Annotated in this window: 15 protein-coding genes; 8 read left to right on the top strand and 7 right to left on the bottom strand. The window is 48.2% G+C overall.

Going from position 1 to position 18,650, the window contains the following annotated elements:
- Positions 1 to 298: 298 nt before the first annotated feature.
- The 5 genes from acrD to HMPREF3091_RS21125 form a co-directional block, all read right to left on the bottom strand.
- Positions 299 to 3,445 carry a multidrug efflux RND transporter permease AcrD gene (gene acrD, locus HMPREF3091_RS21145; protein WP_070718827.1) on the bottom strand — a complete coding sequence of 1,049 codons (3,147 nt, stop codon included), beginning with the start codon at positions 3,443 to 3,445 and terminating at the stop codon, positions 299 to 301.
- Positions 3,446 to 3,679: 234 nt separating this feature from the next.
- Positions 3,680 to 4,855: a fimbrial protein gene (locus HMPREF3091_RS21140; protein ID WP_070718824.1), complete on the bottom strand. Its 1,176-nt coding sequence runs from the start codon at positions 4,853 to 4,855 to the stop codon at positions 3,680 to 3,682.
- Complete coding sequence (locus HMPREF3091_RS21135) at positions 4,845 to 7,400, bottom strand: fimbria/pilus outer membrane usher protein (protein ID WP_246840039.1); 2,556 nt, start codon at positions 7,398 to 7,400, stop codon at positions 4,845 to 4,847. The genes HMPREF3091_RS21140 and HMPREF3091_RS21135 overlap by 11 nt, the downstream gene beginning before the upstream one ends.
- Before the next feature lie 8 nt (positions 7,401 to 7,408).
- Positions 7,409 to 8,101, bottom strand: coding sequence for a fimbrial biogenesis chaperone (locus HMPREF3091_RS21130; protein WP_083321490.1), 693 nt, complete (start codon positions 8,099 to 8,101; stop codon positions 7,409 to 7,411).
- 139 nt (positions 8,102 to 8,240) lie between these two features.
- A complete protein-coding gene (locus HMPREF3091_RS21125) occupies positions 8,241 to 8,786 on the bottom strand; it encodes a fimbrial protein (RefSeq protein WP_070718813.1) in 546 nt (181 codons plus the stop codon).
- Positions 8,787 to 9,357: 571 nt separating this feature from the next.
- On the opposite strand from HMPREF3091_RS21125, the gene HMPREF3091_RS21115 reads away from it, so the two are divergent.
- Positions 9,358 to 9,633, top strand: a complete 276-nt coding sequence (locus HMPREF3091_RS21115; protein WP_004092022.1) for a winged helix-turn-helix domain-containing protein — start codon at positions 9,358 to 9,360, stop codon at positions 9,631 to 9,633.
- A gap of 62 nt (positions 9,634 to 9,695) precedes the next feature.
- Here the strand turns inward: HMPREF3091_RS21115 and narP are convergent, their stop codons facing one another.
- Together narP and narQ are read right to left on the bottom strand one after the other, a co-directional pair.
- On the bottom strand, positions 9,696 to 10,328 hold the full coding sequence (narP, locus tag HMPREF3091_RS21110) for a nitrate/nitrite response regulator protein NarP (protein ID WP_004092024.1): 633 nt from the start codon (positions 10,326 to 10,328) through the stop codon (positions 9,696 to 9,698).
- A gap of 89 nt (positions 10,329 to 10,417) precedes the next feature.
- Entirely contained in the window at positions 10,418 to 12,100 is a 1,683-nt protein-coding gene (gene narQ, locus HMPREF3091_RS21105) for a nitrate/nitrite two-component system sensor histidine kinase NarQ (RefSeq protein WP_070718807.1), read from the bottom strand.
- A gap of 428 nt (positions 12,101 to 12,528) precedes the next feature.
- On the opposite strand from narQ, the gene napF reads away from it, so the two are divergent.
- From napF to napC, 7 genes are read left to right on the top strand one after another with little or no spacing between them, the layout of a single operon-like run.
- A complete protein-coding gene (napF, locus tag HMPREF3091_RS21100) occupies positions 12,529 to 13,053 on the top strand; it encodes a ferredoxin-type protein NapF (protein WP_070718803.1) in 525 nt (174 codons plus the stop codon).
- On the top strand, positions 13,050 to 13,316 hold the full coding sequence (gene napD, locus HMPREF3091_RS21095) for a chaperone NapD (RefSeq protein WP_004092032.1): 267 nt from the start codon (positions 13,050 to 13,052) through the stop codon (positions 13,314 to 13,316). The genes napF and napD overlap by 4 nt, the downstream gene beginning before the upstream one ends.
- Positions 13,313 to 15,805: a nitrate reductase catalytic subunit NapA gene (napA, locus tag HMPREF3091_RS21090; RefSeq protein WP_004092033.1), complete on the top strand. Its 2,493-nt coding sequence runs from the start codon at positions 13,313 to 13,315 to the stop codon at positions 15,803 to 15,805. The genes napD and napA overlap by 4 nt, the downstream gene beginning before the upstream one ends.
- A gap of 21 nt (positions 15,806 to 15,826) precedes the next feature.
- A complete protein-coding gene (gene napG, locus HMPREF3091_RS21085; protein WP_004092035.1) occupies positions 15,827 to 16,579 on the top strand; it encodes a ferredoxin-type protein NapG in 753 nt (250 codons plus the stop codon).
- Positions 16,579 to 17,445: a quinol dehydrogenase ferredoxin subunit NapH gene (gene napH, locus HMPREF3091_RS21080; protein ID WP_070718802.1), complete on the top strand. Its 867-nt coding sequence runs from the start codon at positions 16,579 to 16,581 to the stop codon at positions 17,443 to 17,445. The genes napG and napH overlap by 1 nt, the downstream gene beginning before the upstream one ends.
- Positions 17,446 to 17,483: 38 nt before the next feature.
- A complete protein-coding gene (gene napB / locus HMPREF3091_RS21075) occupies positions 17,484 to 17,903 on the top strand; it encodes a nitrate reductase cytochrome c-type subunit (protein WP_230599750.1) in 420 nt (139 codons plus the stop codon).
- A gap of 11 nt (positions 17,904 to 17,914) precedes the next feature.
- The gene (gene napC / locus HMPREF3091_RS21070; protein WP_004092041.1) at positions 17,915 to 18,544 is read left to right on the top strand and encodes a cytochrome c-type protein NapC; all 630 of its coding nucleotides are present in this window, start codon (positions 17,915 to 17,917) and stop codon (positions 18,542 to 18,544) included.
- Positions 18,545 to 18,650 lie beyond the last annotated feature (106 nt).

Raw genomic sequence — 18,650 nt, 5'->3', positions numbered from 1 at the left:
TTGTAAGCCACCAAAGACGTAAATATGATTGATACAGAACTAAGCAACTGGAAAGCGTTTATTGACGCCATGTTGTCAAACAAGCACCAGTAATCACAAACTGGTCAGAAAGTCTCTCGAGTGAGAGGCTATAAGTTTGAGACCGTCGGCAATTTGTAGATCGTTTTAAACGAATATTTTTGATAATTTGTGACAAGCCAAACACCATGGTTTTACCCAAATAAAAGGCAGCCCGCGGGCTGCCTTTTGCTTGTCAGCGTTAAACCACCTCCATCGGGAGAGGGAGGTGGTTGAGTGATTATTCTTTTGGCGGGATGATTTCATCTGGCTCTATAGCGGATGCCGTTTTTCCGGGAAAGCGGCGGCGAACCAAAATAAAGAATACTGGCACAAAGAAGATGGCAAGGATGGTTGCAGTAAACATTCCACCTAATACGCCAGTCCCGACCGCATGTTGACTGCCTGAGCCCGCGCCATGACTTATCGCCATAGGCAAGACACCAAATATGAATGCTAACGACGTCATCAATATTGGGCGTAGACGTAGACGGCATGCCTCCAGCGTGGCTTCCAGCAAGTCTTTCCCTGAACGATGTAGCTCATTGGCGAACTCCACAATCAATATGGCATTCTTAGCGGAAAGACCGATGATCGTTAGTAGACCAACTTGGAAATAAACATCGTTTTCCAACCCGCGTACCCACGTTGCGCATACGGCTCCCAGCACCCCTAATGGCACGACCAACATGACCGAGAATGGAATGGACCAGCTCTCATATAACGCCGCCAAACACAGGAACACTACAAGTAGCGAAATTGCATAAAGTGCCGGAGCCTGAGCACCAGAGAGTCGTTCCTGATAGGACATGCCTGTCCATTCTAAACCGATACCGTTTGGTAGGTGGCTGACAAGGCGCTCCATAATATCCATCGCTGTACCGGTACTAACCCCCGTAGCGGCTTCACCGACGATCTCTAGCGCTGCATTACCGTTGTAGCGCTCCAGTCGTGGTGAGCCATAGGTCCACTGGCTGTTGGCAAAAGCAGAGAATGGAACCATCTCGCCATTGTTATTGTTGACGTACCAGCTATAGATATCGCTTGGCAGCATACGGTAAGGAGCCGCGCTTTGGACATAAACCTTTTTGACACGGCCGCGATCTAGGAAGTCATTAACGTAAGTTGAGCCCCAAGCCGTTTTTAAAGTGTTGTTGATGTCATCAATATTAACGCCTAGCGCTTGTGCCTTGCGTTGATCAATGTTGACCTGCAACTGTGGACTGTCGTCTAAACCGTTGTGACGAACACGCGTGAGCTGAGGTTCTTTTGCCGCCGCGGCCAACAAGGTGTCACGCGCTTTCATGAGCTCAGCATGCCCAAGACCCGCATGATCTTCGAGCTCCATATCAAAACCGGCTGAGTTACCCAATCCTGAGATTGCTGGAGGGCTGCTGGCAAAAACTCTGGCTTCCTTAATTTTATTAAATTCAGCGGTTGCGCGATCGATAATGGCAAATGAAGAATCATCAGGATTGGATCGTTCATCCCAGTGCTTCAAACGTACGAACATACGTGCAACGTTCTGACCGTTACCGCCAGGGCCTGAGCCAATAATTGAGAATACGGAAACGACGTTTTTTTTCTCACCTTGCAGCAGGTAATTTTCTACTTTCTCCACGACTTTCAGCGTTTGCTGTTGCGTTGATCCAACGGGTAACTGGATCTGGGTCATGAAGACGCCGCGGTCTTCCAAAGGCAAGAAAGAGGTCGGTAAACGCGTGAACGCGAGTGCTAAGCCAACGATAATCAACAGGTATAACAGCATGGTACGCCCACTGTTGCGCACAATACGGGCGACACCGTTTTCGTACTGATGAGTACTACGCTCAAACACGCGGTTAAACCAGCCGAAAAAGCCTTTTTGGCTGTGAAGCTCACCCTTTTTAATCGGCTTAAGTAAGGTCGCGCACAGCGCCGGTGTCAAGATTAAGGCGACTAAAACAGAGAAGACCATTGCCGAAACGATAGTCACAGAGAATTGGCGATAAATGGCACCGGTTGTGCCGCCAAAGAAAGCCATAGGCACAAATACAGCGGAAAGCACTAAGGCGATCCCGACCAAAGCGCTTTGGATTTGCGCCATCGATTTACGCGTCGCCTCTCGGGGGGATAACCCTTCCTCGGCCATCACGCGTTCGACGTTTTCCACCACCACGATGGCGTCATCCACCAGAAGTCCGATGGCAAGCACCATCGCAAACATCGTTAGGGTATTGATACTGAAGCCAAAGGCATACAGTACTGCGTAGGTGCCAAGTAATACGACCGGTACTGCAATCGTGGGAATTAAGGTTGCTCGGAAGTTTTGTAGGAATAAATACATCACCAAGAACACGAGGAAAATCGCTTCGAACAGCGTTTTTACGACGTCCTTGATAGATTCCTGCACAAATGGCGTTGTTTCATAGGCATATTCGACTTTTAAGCCGTGTGGGAAATATTGCTCTAGCTCAGTGAGTTTGGCTTTAACCAGTTTATCGGTCGCGAGCTCATTGGCGCCAGAAGCCAGTTTGATGCTCATACCCGACGCTGGCATTCCGTTGTATCGGCTCAGATAATCGTAATTTTCTGCCCCGAGTTCAACAGTGGCAACATCCCCTAGCGTGACATAAGAACCATCGGTATTGACTCTGAGAGTAATATCTCGGAATTGTTCTGGTGTTTGTAGCTGTGCTTGGGCGTTCATGGTGGCATTCAATGCCTGACCATTGACGGATGGCGTTCCACCGACTTGTCCAACGGCAATCTGATTGTTTTGGGTTTCAATCGCAGTAACAACGTCTTGGGTCGTCAGTTTATAGTTATTAAGTTTGTTGGGGTCGAGCCAGATACGCATAGCATATTGGGAACCAAAGGCGTCAACGCTACCCACGCCGTCGATACGGCTGATAGGATCTTGTAAATTACTGGCGACATAGTCGGCAATATCTTGCCGAGTCATACTGTGATCGGTTGAGACAAAGGCGACGGTCATTAGGCTGTTATCGCCGGATTTTGAAACCGTCACACCCTGTTGCTGTACATCCTGCGGCAGCTTACGCGTCGCTCCTTGCAACTGGTTTTGCACCTGCTGCATCGCTTCATTAGGATTTATTCCAGCCTGAAAGGTCAGGGTGATTGAGGCGCTGCCGGTGCTACTGCTCTGAGATGACATATACAACAAGCCATCTAGGCCTGTCATATTTTGTTCGATAATCTGCGTTACCGTATTTTCCAGCGTTTGAGCAGAAGCCCCCGGATAGGATGCGCTGATGCGTACCGTTGGCGGCGCAAGGTTTGGATACTGCTCAACAGGCAGAGTGTTTATCGCTAACAGCCCTGTAAGGCTGATAATAATGGCAATAACCCAAGCAAAAATGGGGCGATCAATAAAAAAATTAGCCACGGGTAAATACCCTCATAACGCTTACTCTTATGCTTGAAAGTGGAGGTCTAGACGTAAATCGATCCATGCTAACGCACTTTATCCTGTCAGTGAGTTCAAAACGTGGAGAAAAAAAGGAGAAAGAGTAAATATTCTTTCAGACTGTATGTATTTGCCAGCATTATTCAGTCTAAGAGGGCGGTGAGGCTGTATTTTGATATTCATCATAATACAGCCTATGAATGTGGGGGGACTTTAACGAAGCTCCATTTTTACCGTAACGTTACCTTCAAATTTACCCGGTTGGGGTTTGCTGGATGTCGTGCTCACCGGCGCTGCTGTCATACTTATCTTTCCATTTCCCTGCGTATCCAGAGTGATGGGTAAATCGAGTGAACCGTCTAGCACAATATCATTGTTATTTTGATCATACATACGAACGCCGATGTCATCACGGTCGAGCATTTTTGCAATGAGATTGTTGCTGCCTGCGGCAACCCCTTGGTCGGCCGTAAGGCTGAATTTGATTTTTCCTGCGTTGGCGGCGGCCGGATCGTCGCAGTGATACGTGATATCAACGTCTTTTAAGGTGTAGTTGCTTGGAGGCTCACCTTGGGAAACAAACTGTGATGTCACGATATTACCCAATTCAACCTCTATGGTGCTTCCTGCATTGATAGTGCAACTCAACGGCGCGGTAAGTTTTCCGGTCACTTGAATACTGGACACCCATTGTGTGTCAGTGACGCTGCAATAGTTACCGAAAGAGAGGCACGAATAATTTTGCACGATAACCGTTGATGGAATGAGCTCTTCGCCAAGAATCGCTTTTTTAATGTAAAATCCGAAAGTTAAAATATTCCATTTAAAGCTTCGTTTTGTACTGCTCGCGTCGGTAGGTTTTGTTGCGTCACTACACACATCGCTTGTTCCTTCAGTGTGTCTTAGCTCTACCTCATGGACGCTATTCATGCCTGCAATAGGTGTTGGATAGGTATCAATATTAATAGAAGGCAGGCCGCTGCCATCGGGTGAGTTTATCGCGTTGCCATAGGCAGTCACGTTGATATCCAGATGTTCGGTCAAATAACCATATCCGTTGGTTCCAGGAGGCAGTGGGCTACTTGCTGCGGTAGTTTCATAGATGGTTGTGGATGCGTAAAGATTATACGGGCAGGTACAGTTTGCAACGACAGCTGGACCATTACCTGTGATGTGCTCATTCGCACTGGCAGAATACCCATCCTGGTTTTCTTCGGAGGGGAGTTCTGTCTCAGTATTAATCGTGTAGGTTACTGGCGCGGGAAAGCAGTTCTGTAACACCGTCGTCGCCGCTTGAGAGAAAAGGGGGAAAATAGAAAACATCAACACCAGACAACGTTTGGATAGTTGAAGGAATGCGACGTGTGTAGCGGTCTTTTTATTTTGCATGATTTACATCCGGCTTGCAGAGTGCGCTGGCTTGGTGAATGCCACCCACTGTTGCTTCAGAAGAAGAGGGAAACACGACGTCTGCGTGACAACGTTGTTCAGATGAGTCGCCCCACTGCACCGTCAATGCAATGTGTTCACCCACCCCTGAGAGATAAAGTTCGCCATGGTCATCCACAATTCCGCTTAGAGACAGTCCATCCACACTGGCTACGGCTCCAAATGGGATAATGCGGCCGTCTGGGCGGGTGAGGGTGATTAGCGCTCGATAGCCGATATGAGCCGTAAATTGTGTGCTGACAGCGGCGTTCCTGCTTGGAACAACAGTCATCGTCGTTGCATCTGTGTCAATATCATCGGGTAAACTGGTGGTATCGACGCGAATAACGTTTTCCTGATAGGGCGTAAGGGAAGGGATAATGGCGTTGCCAAAGAAATCGGTTCGAACGCCACGCTGATTTGTAAAGCGCACACCGGATGCGCCCTTTGCGCTGACAATCGCAAATTGTTCACCTAGAGGCTGGGACAGGGTTACACCTAATGGATGAGCAACAACCGCGCCGCTTACACCATAGGTCAATTGCCGAGAATTATCAGAGGCGTAGTAATAGCCCGCATTAACGTTGGCATATTGCGAACGATAACCGCCATACACGCTACTGTTATCTTCACCGCCATGATTGGTATGGCTTTGCTGAAGTGAATAACTCAGTCTATCGTCATCCAGCGCCGTGCCATTAAGCCCAACGTTATGGCTAGTGTCGCCCCGTTTACTGGAGTTGATATTGTAGCTGACCCAGCTTTTGGGTAGCCATTTTGCGAGCGGTACACTAAAACCTAGCGACATCATTTGGTCGCTCTTCTCATCGCTGGTTTTGCTATAGGTATAGGCAAGATTAACGCTAATATCCCCAATAACCCGGCTGAATCCTGATGTCACACTTCTTTCTTTACGACTGGTCTGCCAGTAGTCCTGCTGATAGCCCGAGACATATAGACTACTGTTCAGAATTGTTTGATTGAGGTTTAACTGAAGCCTGCTGCGCTTGTTATAGCGAAATGACCAATCTGTATCGCTATCGTCATATTTTTCATTCGCATCGGCAAAGCTGTAGTAGCCACTCGTCGAATATCGATAGCTTGCGAGCGTGAAGTTCGTATCTGTCGTTTCTATCTTCTTGGTATACATGAGGCGCCAAGACTGACCGTCTTGCTGTTCATCATTATCTAGACGTGCTTGCGCCCAAGTTACATCGGTCGATATCGAGCCGAAATCGCCAAGCACAACTCCAGTGCCGCCGTTGAATGCGTGATAGTCGGGCGAAAATGTTACACCGCCAAAAAAAGTCAGGTAGTTGTTAAGTCCGTAAATGGCGCTGCCTTGTGCAAAAAGTGGCTCATTTGCGGTGAGAGCTTCGTCAGCTCGATAGCGTGCGAGAGTGACTTCATAGCGGATATTACCCGGCCGTTGCATGACTGCAACACTTGAATAAGGTTGGGTGAAGCGATGTTCGGTGCCGTCAGCTTCCTTGACCGTAACCTCAAGGTCCGCACTGTTGGTCGTCGAATACAGGTCGGTAATTTCAAACGCACCCGGTGCCACATTCGCTTGATAAATGACATAGCCATTTTGACGTACGGAGATTTCCGCGTTAGAGCTGGCGATACCACGTATTATTGGTGCAAAACCACGCTGATTATAGGGCAGCATTTCATCGTCAGATGCGAGATTAATACCTCGATATTGCAGGCTATCAAAAACCTCGCCACGAGTGCTGTTTTCGCCTGCAACAAACTGCGCTTTTAATAGGTGAATGTCATGTTGGACCCACGTATTAATAGCCTGCCAAGACTGCGTATGATCTGATTGGCTCCAGGTTGAATAGTTACGAAGTCGCCATCCGCCCAAATTAGCACCGCTGCGCAGATTGAGATACTGCGTGTCGTTACTCGTATGATCGCTATTCTCATGCCGTGAACCAGAAAATGCGTAATCAGCAAAAAGCACGGGCGCGCCGTCATTCCAGCGCGAAGGGTCAGCGTCGGTGGTATGGTGCGTATCGATGGCCGCCTGTGGCATGCTAATACGCAACGTCATTGTGTTGAAATCGAATGTCACTGATGCAAAAGGAATATATGCATCAATGGTGTCGATCAATGGCTCAGTGCTAGGCAGGTTTGCTAAGCTGGGATAAGCATCGACACGAACTCCCCACTGGCGTAGTTGTTGGGGGCTCAATTGCGGCAGCAGAGCACCGTTCTTATTATTGATATAATTGATCGTTTTGTCGTCTATCAACTTCTTATTAATGATTATCTTGGTTTGATAGGCACCGGGTAATTGACCGTTTTCTTTTGAAAACAAAGACAGGTCAATATCCTGCTGAGACAATTCTTCCCCCTCAAGGGAGGAAGGGGAAAAATAAAATTCTCTGGCGCTTACGTTGCTGACAGCAACGAGCAGCAAACCACTCAAGCCCCTCAATAATCGATGGGATTGCAAGTTGGGATGAGAGAAGCGTTGGCGCAATCCTTTAGCTGCCATGAGACTCATTATCCCAGAGTTAAATTCGATGTAAATTCATTGGTTGCGTTGCCATAATCACTAATGCAACGCCAGATCACGTTTGAATCTTTGACTGTATCGGGTAATTGAGATTGTGTGGTTGATTTTGGGGCGACCATTTCAATATGTTCCACTGATTTTCCGCCCACTTTTAAACTATCAAAAACGCTGTAATAGTCGCCATCGTTCGTAATCAGCAACTGATTATCATGCCGGATAAACCTCAGATTTTTACAGGTATCAATGGGGGTATCATGCAATCCCTTGGGGCGCCAAAACAATTTCAATCGAGTTTTATAGATGAGGCGCAAAACATTTTTATCATCCTCGTCTTTTGCCATTGCAGGGATCGTACGTATATTCATGTAAAATAAAGATTCACGATCGGTAGGTAACGCTTTACCTGACCATGTGATTCGCAGACTTTGCTCTTTTTGTGGATCAAGCCTGAAAAGTGGTGGGGTAATGATAAATGGCCCGCGAGTTTTTCCGTCACCAGTATCAATCCAAGATTGAATGAGCCAGGGTAGATCCTTTTCTTTATTTATCAGCGGTAGAGCAACCTCCTTCTTACTGGCGTCATAAATAATACGTGTTCGCCCTATCTGAACGCCAGCCGCATGGCTGAAGCCAGATAGAATGCATAATATAGAAAAAACGGTCGGTATAAGAATTCGCATATGAGTGATCTTTAATAAATACATATCAATTTTGTATATCACAGCAAGCTTAGTGTTATATCTAAGCTGTTGGGCGAAATCATGCTCAGCGTGTTATTAGTTGAATCGCTAATAACACGCTCAGTTAATCACTAAAATTTTAGTGATAAACAATATTAATAGTTAAATCTGCATCAGCGGGACCAGGGGTGACAGTTGATGCAAATGATTTATATCGAGCGTCAAAGGTTGCATAAACTTTATCTGTGGGCAGTGTTGGTAGACGAAAAGAAAGTTGTCCTTCTGCCCCATCAACTCTGATAAAAGTTGTATCGGCGCCACTTGGACTAAGAGCAATACCTACTCCCGTCGCGGCTGTTGCACCACTGGTTGTGATCTTACTAACGTCGAGTAAAGTATTCGAGTTAGTGAGTGCAAAAGAGCCTGAGAAGGTCAGTTGAATGTTAGGTAGCCCATCGCTTTTCAGCGGGCAATCTTCCAGAGAAAGACTTACAGGGACGATATCTGATTCTGTTCCTATCGAACTGAAATATGTGGTGGGATAGGTACCTAGTGGAACCTTGTATTCGTTGGTTCCGTCCTCATTAACAATGACACAGCTGGGTTCAATAATTTCTCCCGTAAAATGAATTTTACCTGCGTTATTCTCTGCAGCAAATACGGTTGCAGAGGAGAGTGCGATCATGGCAATAAACAAGTTCCTTTTCACTATACTATTCTCCGTGATAATTCTATTTGGCGCAATTAATAAGTATGAATTATATTTTTTAAGGACTCATTATTTCAGATATTTCGCGGAGTATACACGTGTATTTCTTGATTCTGAAATGTATTTGGATGTTTTCAGGGTGAAACTTATTCTAAATTAATATATTTAAATGACTTTTATGTCATTGGTGTAGGTGTTTTTTTTACATAGATTTTTTGAGTTGGTTTATTTGCTAATCTGAGTGTCAAATTACGATGCTTAATGATCAGATTAAATAATAGATTGCCAATATATATTAATCTAATGGATCTTTTTTGGTTTTTTGGACTTTAGTTTTAAGTTTTAATAAATAAAAAATTAAATAAAATAGAAATGAACGCCTTAATCGAAATTGAATTCAGCATTGTGCTCTCATTGATATTACGCCCCCTCACTTTCTGTTAACGCGCCCCACGCCTTCCCTTTCTGGCTAAACTATCTACAATACCAGTGTCGTAAGTTATTTTTGAGCCACATCGCGATTGCCACGTGATGAGTAGGAGAATAAATGGATTTCAACCCCGTATTTGCACGACGACTGTATCTGTGCTGGCTATTGAGCCACATAGAAAAGCCTAATGTACCTCATCTAATGCAGGTCACCGGTTGGCCGCGCAGAACCTTACAGGACGTGCTTAAAGCATTACCTGGAATGGGGATCGAGTTGGACTTTGTTCAAGAAGGTGTGCGTAACAACGATGGTTACTATCGTTTGAAAAGCTGGGGACCGCTCAATGATAAATGGATTGCCGATCATGCTCAGCAATTGTTAGCGGCAATCTAGACAGTTAATCCTACTATGGAAGAGGGAGAGCGACGGCCTATCGCCATCGCTCATTGAGTGTGTTACTGGTTTTTATTTTCCAGATAGAGCACCGTTGCGGCAACGCGTGAGCGGACGTCCAATTTACGCAGTAGATTGCGGATATGAACTTTCACGGTTTCTTCAGAAATGTGAAGCTGTGAAGCTATCTGCTTATTAGAAAGTCCACGAGCCACTTCCTGCAATACGTCTAATTCACGTTCTGTCAGATCGGCAAAAGGATCGGTGAGTTCAGTGCGTGAAGACAGGTATTCGCTGATGGTGTCACTAAAGACATTTTTGCCGCTTGCAGCTTGATGGATCTGAGAAAGCAGCATTTCTGGTTCACTATCTTTTAATAAATAGCCGTCGGCACCTGCATCAACCAAAGCATAGACGTCGCTGCGTGAGTCCGATACGGTCAGAATAATGATGCGAGCATCCACGCCTTCATTACGCAGCGCTTTCAGCGTATCCAGACCGGATAGTCCCTTCATGTTTAAATCCAGTAGGATCAAATCGGGTTGCGCGCGGCTAGCAAGGGCAATGGCCTCACTTCCGCTGCTAGCCTCGGCGACGACGTCAAAAGTAGGATCAAGTTCGAGCAACTGACGAATGCCGCGGCGCATCAGTGGGTGATCGTCCACGATCATCACTGCGTAATTTTCTGTTTCCATAGGAGGCTCCAAAACAATAGGGGACGATCTCTTCGTAGCCTATTATTGCTGTATTTTAATTGAACAATAGTTAATGCAGGTAATAGTAATCAATGCTGAAAAACTAATGAAACTTCAGTTCCTGCAGGTTTCCGAGCGCGAATCATCAATTCACCGCCCAGTCGTGTCGCTCGTTCAGCCATAATCGTAAGACCATAGTGTCCATCAGGCTCTTCGAGGCTTGCGATGCCAACACCATCATCTTGAATGCTAATCACACTTTCGCCCTTAGAGCCATAATGGCAGCGTATTTCGATATGTTTTGCCTGTGCGTGTTTGATAGCGTTAAGCACAGCCTCGCGTACAATTTGCAAGACGTGAACCTGTTGCTGTGCGTTGAGCGACTGCGAGGAAAGGGCACAGTTTAACGTAATAATGGCCTCAGTTTGCAATTTTAATGGTGCCAGTAGCTGATGTAAGGCTTCTCGCAAATCAGCTTCCTGAATGGTTAAGCGAAAAGTGGCCAGCAATTCACGCAGTTGGCGGTATGCGTCAGATAGCGCCTGATCAAAATCTCGAATGATTCCCTGAGCCTGTGTATTTTCAGTAGGAATGGAACGTTTAAGTAGGGTTATCTGTATGCGTAGGAAAGAAAGTGCCTGCGCCAGAGAGTCGTGCAGTTCGCGGGCAATAGTTGCACGCTCCTCCATCAATAACAGTTGCACCTGCTGCTTTTGAGCGCGGTTGAAATAGATCCCGCGGCTCAGCATGTTGGCAACGTTTTGCATTAACTGCTGTTGTGCATGTTGCTCTTTTGGCCAGCGCAGTTCACCCAGTCGATGCCCGTCTAACATCAGTGTTATGGATGCAGTTGGCTCAGAATTCTCCAACTGGCCGCTATGTAGCAGCCAACGTCCGTTGCCGCTGTCGTGAACTTCTAGCTCTAGATAACTCAGTGACTCACTGGTGCGAACAATGTTTAGCACCTTTTCAAAACTTGGCTGGGTAATTTCACTAACGGTTAGCGCCTGAGAGCAATCAAACAGTACTCCGAGAGATTTATTGGCTTGCGTAAGACTTTCGGTCTTCTCTTGCACCTTATCTTCTAGCGAGCGATACAGTTTTTCGAGCTCGCTCGACATGCGAATGAACGTTTTTGATAACACACCGATTTCATTCGGGAGATTAACATCCAACGGCATCGGTGAAAAATAGCCGCTTTGCATCCGCTGACTGGCATTCACCAATTTATTGAGCGGTGCCACAACTTCGCGGCGGGTGGTATGGATTGCAAACCAAACCAGCCCAATGATGGCGAAAACACCTAATAGACTGATAGCGACAACCTGCTGCATTTTCTGCTCAGAATAGTGTTGTAGCACCAATACAAAGTGATCGATTTGGCTAACGTAACGCGCGACATCAGAAAGATATTGAGAGGTATCACCGGCTTTAAGCTGTTGATCTAACAAATGCCAGGTGGAGAGCAAATGGTGGTATTCACTGCGCACGGAGGAGGGGACATAAAAGCGATCAAGCTTTTTGAGCGCAGGTGCCTGCATTGATTGCTCATATTCTTTGAGATGCAAATCAACATCCTGCGGCTGATTCGTCAAATCATAGGCAAGCCGATAACTTTGCATACGCAGCGAACCCGCAATATTCACGGCTTCAGCGTCGCTCAGACTGCTGGCCACGGTGACGAGAGCAATGCCCGTAGACAGCACCGAAAGAATAACAATAGCCGCTAATGTTTTCGCTATTGTGCTAGTCACTGAACGTTTTACGAGCAAGTCAATATACCTATTTTGTATGACTACGAGACAAGAAGATGAGCTGAGCATATTGGGCGGAAAAGGGACTTCATAACGTCGCTATTTGTACCGCGATACTCAGGCATAAAAGTGAATACAAACAATCGTTATATAAAACAATAAATAACGAAATGAACAGATACCCTCTATACAGTGCGTGAAAACCCAACAAAAGGTTTGATCTCGCGCAATCCCTACCCACAATTACCTATAAAGGGGGATTATAACTCATCCTCTAATCCGCATACTTTATGCTTAGAAAAAACCTATACTTCTGGTTATTAAGTAAATAAGAATTATTACTAACAACAAGTTAAAACCAAAATAATTGACCGGACGTATTTTTCATTTTTATTAGCCACTGTGCTTTTCATCAGGACAGATGAGCAATGTCACTGGAGTATTAAATGACTACGCTTTCTCGGCGCAATCTACTCAGTGCTCGTTGGCGTAAACCCGCTAGCGCACAGCGTCCACCTTGGACGATTGCTGAGCCTGCTTTTATTGCGGGCTGCACTCGTTGCCACTCCTGTATTGAACAGTGTGAAACTGGCGTATTAATCGCCGGTGACGGTGGTTTTCCTGCCATCGATTTCCATCGCGCAGAGTGTACCTTCTGCCGTCGCTGCGCCGAGGCCTGCGAGCTGCCGCTGTTTGAATTACATCGCGAACAACCTTGGACGATCCGAGCTGAAATTCAGGGGAACTGTCTCACGCAAAAAGGGATTGAATGCCGCAGTTGTCAGGATGCCTGCGAGCCTTATGCCATTCGATTTGCTCCGCATTTAAGCGGAATTGCGAAACCGATTATTGATTTAGATAAATGTACCGGCTGTGGCGAATGTGTTCGTGGCTGTCCGGTGGATGCCATTCGCGTTATGCCAGCAGCGTCTTCTGTGCAAGGTGATACTGCTGAAAGGAATGAAGTATGAGCAATGAGATGTGGCACGTATGTGGATTAGTCGTTCAGGCTAAGCCGGAAGCCGTACCCGCCGTCGCAGACGCTCTGGCCGCCATGCCGGAAACTGAAGTGGCAGCGATAGAACAAGAAAAAGGCAAGTTAGTGGTTGTCATGCAAAGCGAAGATTCAAACGCATTGCTAGACAGAATTGAGTCAGCGCGCAATGTGGCAGGTGTGCTGGCGGTGTCGCTGGTTTATCACCAGCAGGATGAGCAAGGTGAGGATACGCCATGAAACTCAGTCGTCGAGACTTCATGAAAGCCAACGCCGTCGCCGCTGCAGCAGCGGCTGCGGGGCTGACCATTCCGACCGTCGCGAAAGCGGTCGTCGGTGGGGCTGATGAAATTAAGTGGGATAAAGCACCGTGCCGCTTTTGCGGTACCGGTTGTGGGGTGTTGGTAGGTACGCAGAATGGTCGTATCGTGGCTTCTCAGGGCGATCCTGATGCGCCAGTTAACCGCGGCCTAAACTGTATTAAAGGTTATTTCCTGCCAAAAATCATGTACGGAAAAGACCGTCTGACTCAGCCTCTGCTGCGTATGAAGAATGGTCAGTACAATAAAGAAGGCGAATTCACGCCGGTGACCTGGGATCAGGCATTTGACGTGATGGAAGAAAAATTCAAAACCTCGCTGAAAGAAAAAGGCCCAACGTCAGTGGGGATGTTTGGCTCAGGCCAGTGGACGGTTTGGGAAGGCTACGCGGCGTCTAAATTGTTCAAGGCTGGTTTCCGCTCTAACAATATCGATCCTAACGCGCGCCATTGCATGGCGTCCGCGGTGGTGGGCTTCATGCGTACTTTTGGTATGGATGAGCCAATGGGGTGTTACGACGATATCGAACAGGCTGATGCCTTCGTGTTGTGGGGCTCCAACATGGCGGAAATGCATCCCATCCTATGGTCGCGTATTACTAACCGCCGTTTGACTGACCAGAACGTGAAAGTGGCTGTGCTGTCCACCTTTGAGCACCGCAGCTTTGAGCTGGCCGACAACCCGATAATCTTCACGCCTCAGTCCGATCTGGTGATCCTGAACTACATTGCCAACTACATTATTCAGAATAATGCCGTCGATCAGGAGTTCTTGAAGCAGCACGTTAATATTCGCAAAGGGGCAACGGATATCGGTTACGGTTTACGTCCAACCGATCCGCTGGAAAAAGCCGCGAAGAACCCTGGCAGTGATGCGTCAGAGCCAATGAGCTTTGAAGATTACAAAGCGTTTGTATCTGAATACACGCTGGAAAAAACCGCAGAAATGACCGGCGTGCCAAAAGATTCGTTGGAATCACTGGCGAAGCTGTATGCCGATCCAAAGATCAAAGTGGTTTCTTACTGGACGATGGGGTTCAACCAACATACGCGTGGCGTATGGGCGAACAACCTTTGCTACAACATTCACCTGCTGACGGGCAAAATTTCTAAGCCGGGGTGTGGTCCGTTCTCATTGACCGGCCAACCTTCAGCCTGTGGTACAGCACGCGAAGTGGGGACGTTCTCTCATCGTTTACCTGCCGACATGGTGGTTACCAACGAAAAACACCGCCAGATCGCTGAAAACACATGGAAACTGCCTGCGGGTACCATCCCTGAGAAAGTGGGGCTGCATGCCGTTGCACAGGATCGCGCGTTAAAAGATGGCACGTTGAATGCCTACTGGGTGATGTGTAACAACAACATGCAGGCCGGGCCGAATATCAACTTTGACCGTATGCCAGGCTGGCGCGATCCACGTAACTTCATCGTGGTATCTGACCCTTATCCAACCGTGAGCGCCTTGGCCGCTGACCTGATTTTGCCAACCGCGATGTGGGTGGAAAAAGAGGGAGCCTACGGCAATGCTGAGCGTCGTACCCAGTTCTGGCATCAGCAGGTAAAAGCGCCGGGCGAGGCGAAATCCGATCTGTGGCAGATGATGGAATTCTCCAAGCGCTTCACCGTGGAAGACGTTTGGCCTGCAGAGCTGATCAATAGCAAGCCTGAATTAAAAGGTAAAACGCTATTTGACGTGCTGTATGCCAACGGCAACGTGAATAAATTTAAGCTTGAAGAGATCCCTGCCGATCAACTGAACGATGAATCTCGCGATTTTGGTTTCTATGTGCAGAAAGGTCTGTTTGAGGAATACGCCTCGTTTGGTCGTGGCCACGGTCACGATCTGGCTCCGTTCGATGAATACCATAAGGCGCGAGGTATCCGCTGGCCGGTGGTTAATGGCAAAGAAACGCTGTGGCGCTACCGTGAAGGCTTTGACCCGTTCGTAAAAGCGGGCGAAAGCGTGCGTTTCTACGGTAAGCCAGACGGTAAAGCGGTGATTTTTGCTCTGCCATTTGAGCCTGCGGCGGAAGTGCCGGATAAAGAGTTTGACCTATGGCTGTCAACCGGTCGTGTGTTGGAGCACTGGCACACGGGCTCTATGACGCGTCGAGTTCCCGAACTGCACCGCGCATTCCCTGAGGCCGTGTTGTTTATCCATCCGCTGGATGCCAAGCAGCGTGGTTTACGCCGTGGCGATAAAGTGAAAGTCAGCTCACGCCGTGGTGAGCTGGTTTCTATCGTTGAAACCCGTGGGCGTAACCGCGTGCCGCAAGGATTGGTTTACATGCCGTTCTTTGACGCCGCGCAGTTGGTGAATAACCTGACGCTGGATGCGACCGATCCACTGTCGAAGGAAACCGACTTCAAAAAATGTGCGGTAAAAGTTGAAAAGGTGACTGCCTAAATAGGCAAGGAGCGTTACCTGATGACTAAACAACGAGATAAAGGGCCTGCACGCCGTCGTTTCTTACGTGACGCGGTGCGCAGCGCCGGAGGGCTGGCAGGGCTAGCGCTGGTGTTGGGATTGCAACAAAAGCAGTCACAGGCTCGCGATGGTTTGGCTTTACGCCCGCCGGGTGCTTTGTCGGATGGTGAGTTTGAGCGCGCCTGCATTCGCTGCGGGCAGTGTGTTCAGGCTTGTCCTTACGACACCTTGAAGCTGGCGACGCTGTTGTCGCCCTCTTCAGCGGGTACGCCTTATTTCGTTGCCAGACAAACGCCTTGTGAGATGTGCGAAGACATCCCTTGCGTGGTGGCCTGTCCGAGTGGTGCGCTGGACCCTCATCTGACCGACATCGATGATGCGCGGATGGGGCTGGCGGTACTTCTCGATCATGAGAATTGCCTAAATTGGCAGGGATTACGCTGTGATGTGTGTTACCGCGTTTGTCCATCCATTGATAAGGCTATCACGCTAGAACTGCATCGAAACGAAAGAACCGGCGTGCATGCGAAGTTCTTGCCGACGGTTCACAGCGATGCCTGCACCGGCTGTGGTAAATGCGAACAGGCCTGCGTGTTAGACGAAGCGGCAATTAAAGTGCTGCCGCTCTCTATAGCACGCGGAGAGCTGGGACGTCATTACCGCTTGGGATGGGAAGAGAAAGAGAAGGCCGGACACTCATTAGTTCCGTCCGGCACTCAGCTACCTTCGCGTATGCCGCAGGGAGGTGAATAATGGCTAACAGCGCAAATCAGGCTGGTCGTGACGCTCGTCAGCGTCACGGATTCATCCGTAGCCACCGCTGGTTGCTCCTGCGTCGTTTAAGCCAATTGGCGATTCTGATGATGTTTTTATCAGGACCGTGGTTTAGCGTATGGATTTTAAAAGGAAACTACAGCGGCAGTTTGCTGCTGGATACCGTTCCTTTAACCGATCCATTGATGATGCTGGAAAGCTTGTTTGCTGGGCATTGGCCTGCTCTTACCGCGTTAGCGGGAGCACTGGTTATCGTGGCTATTTATGCTTTGATTGCCAGCCGAGCGTTCTGCGCATGGGTTTGCCCGCTGAATCCGGTGACCGATTTCGCCGCGTGGATGCGGCGCAAGCTAAATATCCGCCAATCGGCATCGCTGCCGCGTGGTCTGCGTTACGGTATTTTGCTGGCGGTATTGGCGGGCAGCGCCGTAAGCGGAACTTTGCTGTGGGAATGGTTGAATCCTGTGGCATTGCTTGGGCGCAGCCTGATTTTTGGCGCGGTGGGTGGCCTATGGCTAATCTTGGCCGTTTTCCTGTTTGACCTGCTGGTGACAGAACATGGATGGTGTGGGCATATTTGCCCGATGGGCGCTCTGTATGGCGTTATCGGCGCGAAAGCGATGGTGCGCGTGAGCGCAGAACATCGAGAAAAATGCACCCGCTGCATGGACTGTTTTCACGTTTGTCCGGAGTCTCAGGTTCTGCGAGATCCTGTATTAAATAACGATCATAGCCCGCTGGTACTGAGCAAAGATTGCATCAGCTGCGGGCGTTGCATGGATGTGTGTGCAGAGCACGTATTCGAATTTAAGAACCGATTTCATCGTTCGGGAGCTAAAGAATGAAAAGCAATGTCCTGAAAAAGCACGCTTCGCTTTGGGCAATGTTACAGGCGGTAGTGCTGTCACTGTCTGTAGCGGGCGCAGTATACGCGGCTAGCGACGTCGATTTGAGCCAGTCACCGGAAGTCTCTGGCACTGCAGAAGGGCAGATTAAAATGCCTAAGCAGCAAGAGCGTATGGCGCTGAACTATGTTAATCAGCCACCCATGATCCCGCACAGCGTTGATGGCTATCAGATCAGCAAAAACACCAATCGCTGCCTGCAATGTCACGGCGTTGAGCATTACCGAACTACGGGGGCACCGAGAATTAGCCCAACTCACTTTATGGATGCTAATGGCAAAGTGTTGGGTGAGGTAGCTCCACGTCGCTATTTCTGCCTGCAATGCCACGTACCACAAAGTGATGCACCACCTATCGTGGGGAATAGCTTCCAGGCCGCACCGGGCTTTGGGCAGTAACAGGAGCCGCTATGCTGGATAATAAAGAAGTAGACAACAAGCCAACCGAACAGAAAAAACCAGGCATTATTCGCCGAGTATGGCAGTGGTGGCGTCGTCCAAGCCGTTTGGCTCTGGGAACGCTACTGTTGTTGGGATTTGTAGCGGGGATTATTTTCTGGGGCGGCTTCAATACCGGGATGGAAATGGCCAACACAGAGAAATTCTGTATTAGCTGCCATGAAATGCGCGACAACGTGTATCAGGAGTATATGGATACCGTTCACTACACTAACCGCAGTGGTGTGCGTGCAACCTGTCCGGATTGTCATGTTCCCCACGAGTGGGTGCCGAAGATAGTGCGTAAAATCAAGGCGAGTAAAGAGCTGTACGCTAAGGCTTTTGGCCTGATTGATACGCCACAGAAATTTGAAGCACACCGTCTGGTGATGGCGGAAAACGAATGGGCGCGAATGAAAGCCAATGATTCGCAGGAATGTCGTAACTGCCATAACTTCGAATACATGGACTTTACTGCACAGAAAACCGTCGCAGGGAAAATGCACGATCAAGCCATTCAGGACGGTAAAACCTGTATCGACTGTCATAAAGGGATAGCGCATAAGCTGCCTGATATGAAAGGGATTAAGAATGGGTTTTAGGGGGGCTTAGGGCTGATGTTGTGTAAGGTTTTGTACGCCTTAAGCACTGAAATCTACATGAGAACAGTTAAAGTTTCGTACGCCTAATGCACCGAAACCTGCATGC

It is taken from the genome of Hafnia sp. HMSC23F03 (assembly GCF_001816025.1).
Lineage (GTDB): Bacteria > Pseudomonadota > Gammaproteobacteria > Enterobacterales > Enterobacteriaceae > Hafnia > Hafnia paralvei.
This window is presented reverse-complemented; position numbering and strand designations above follow the sequence as displayed.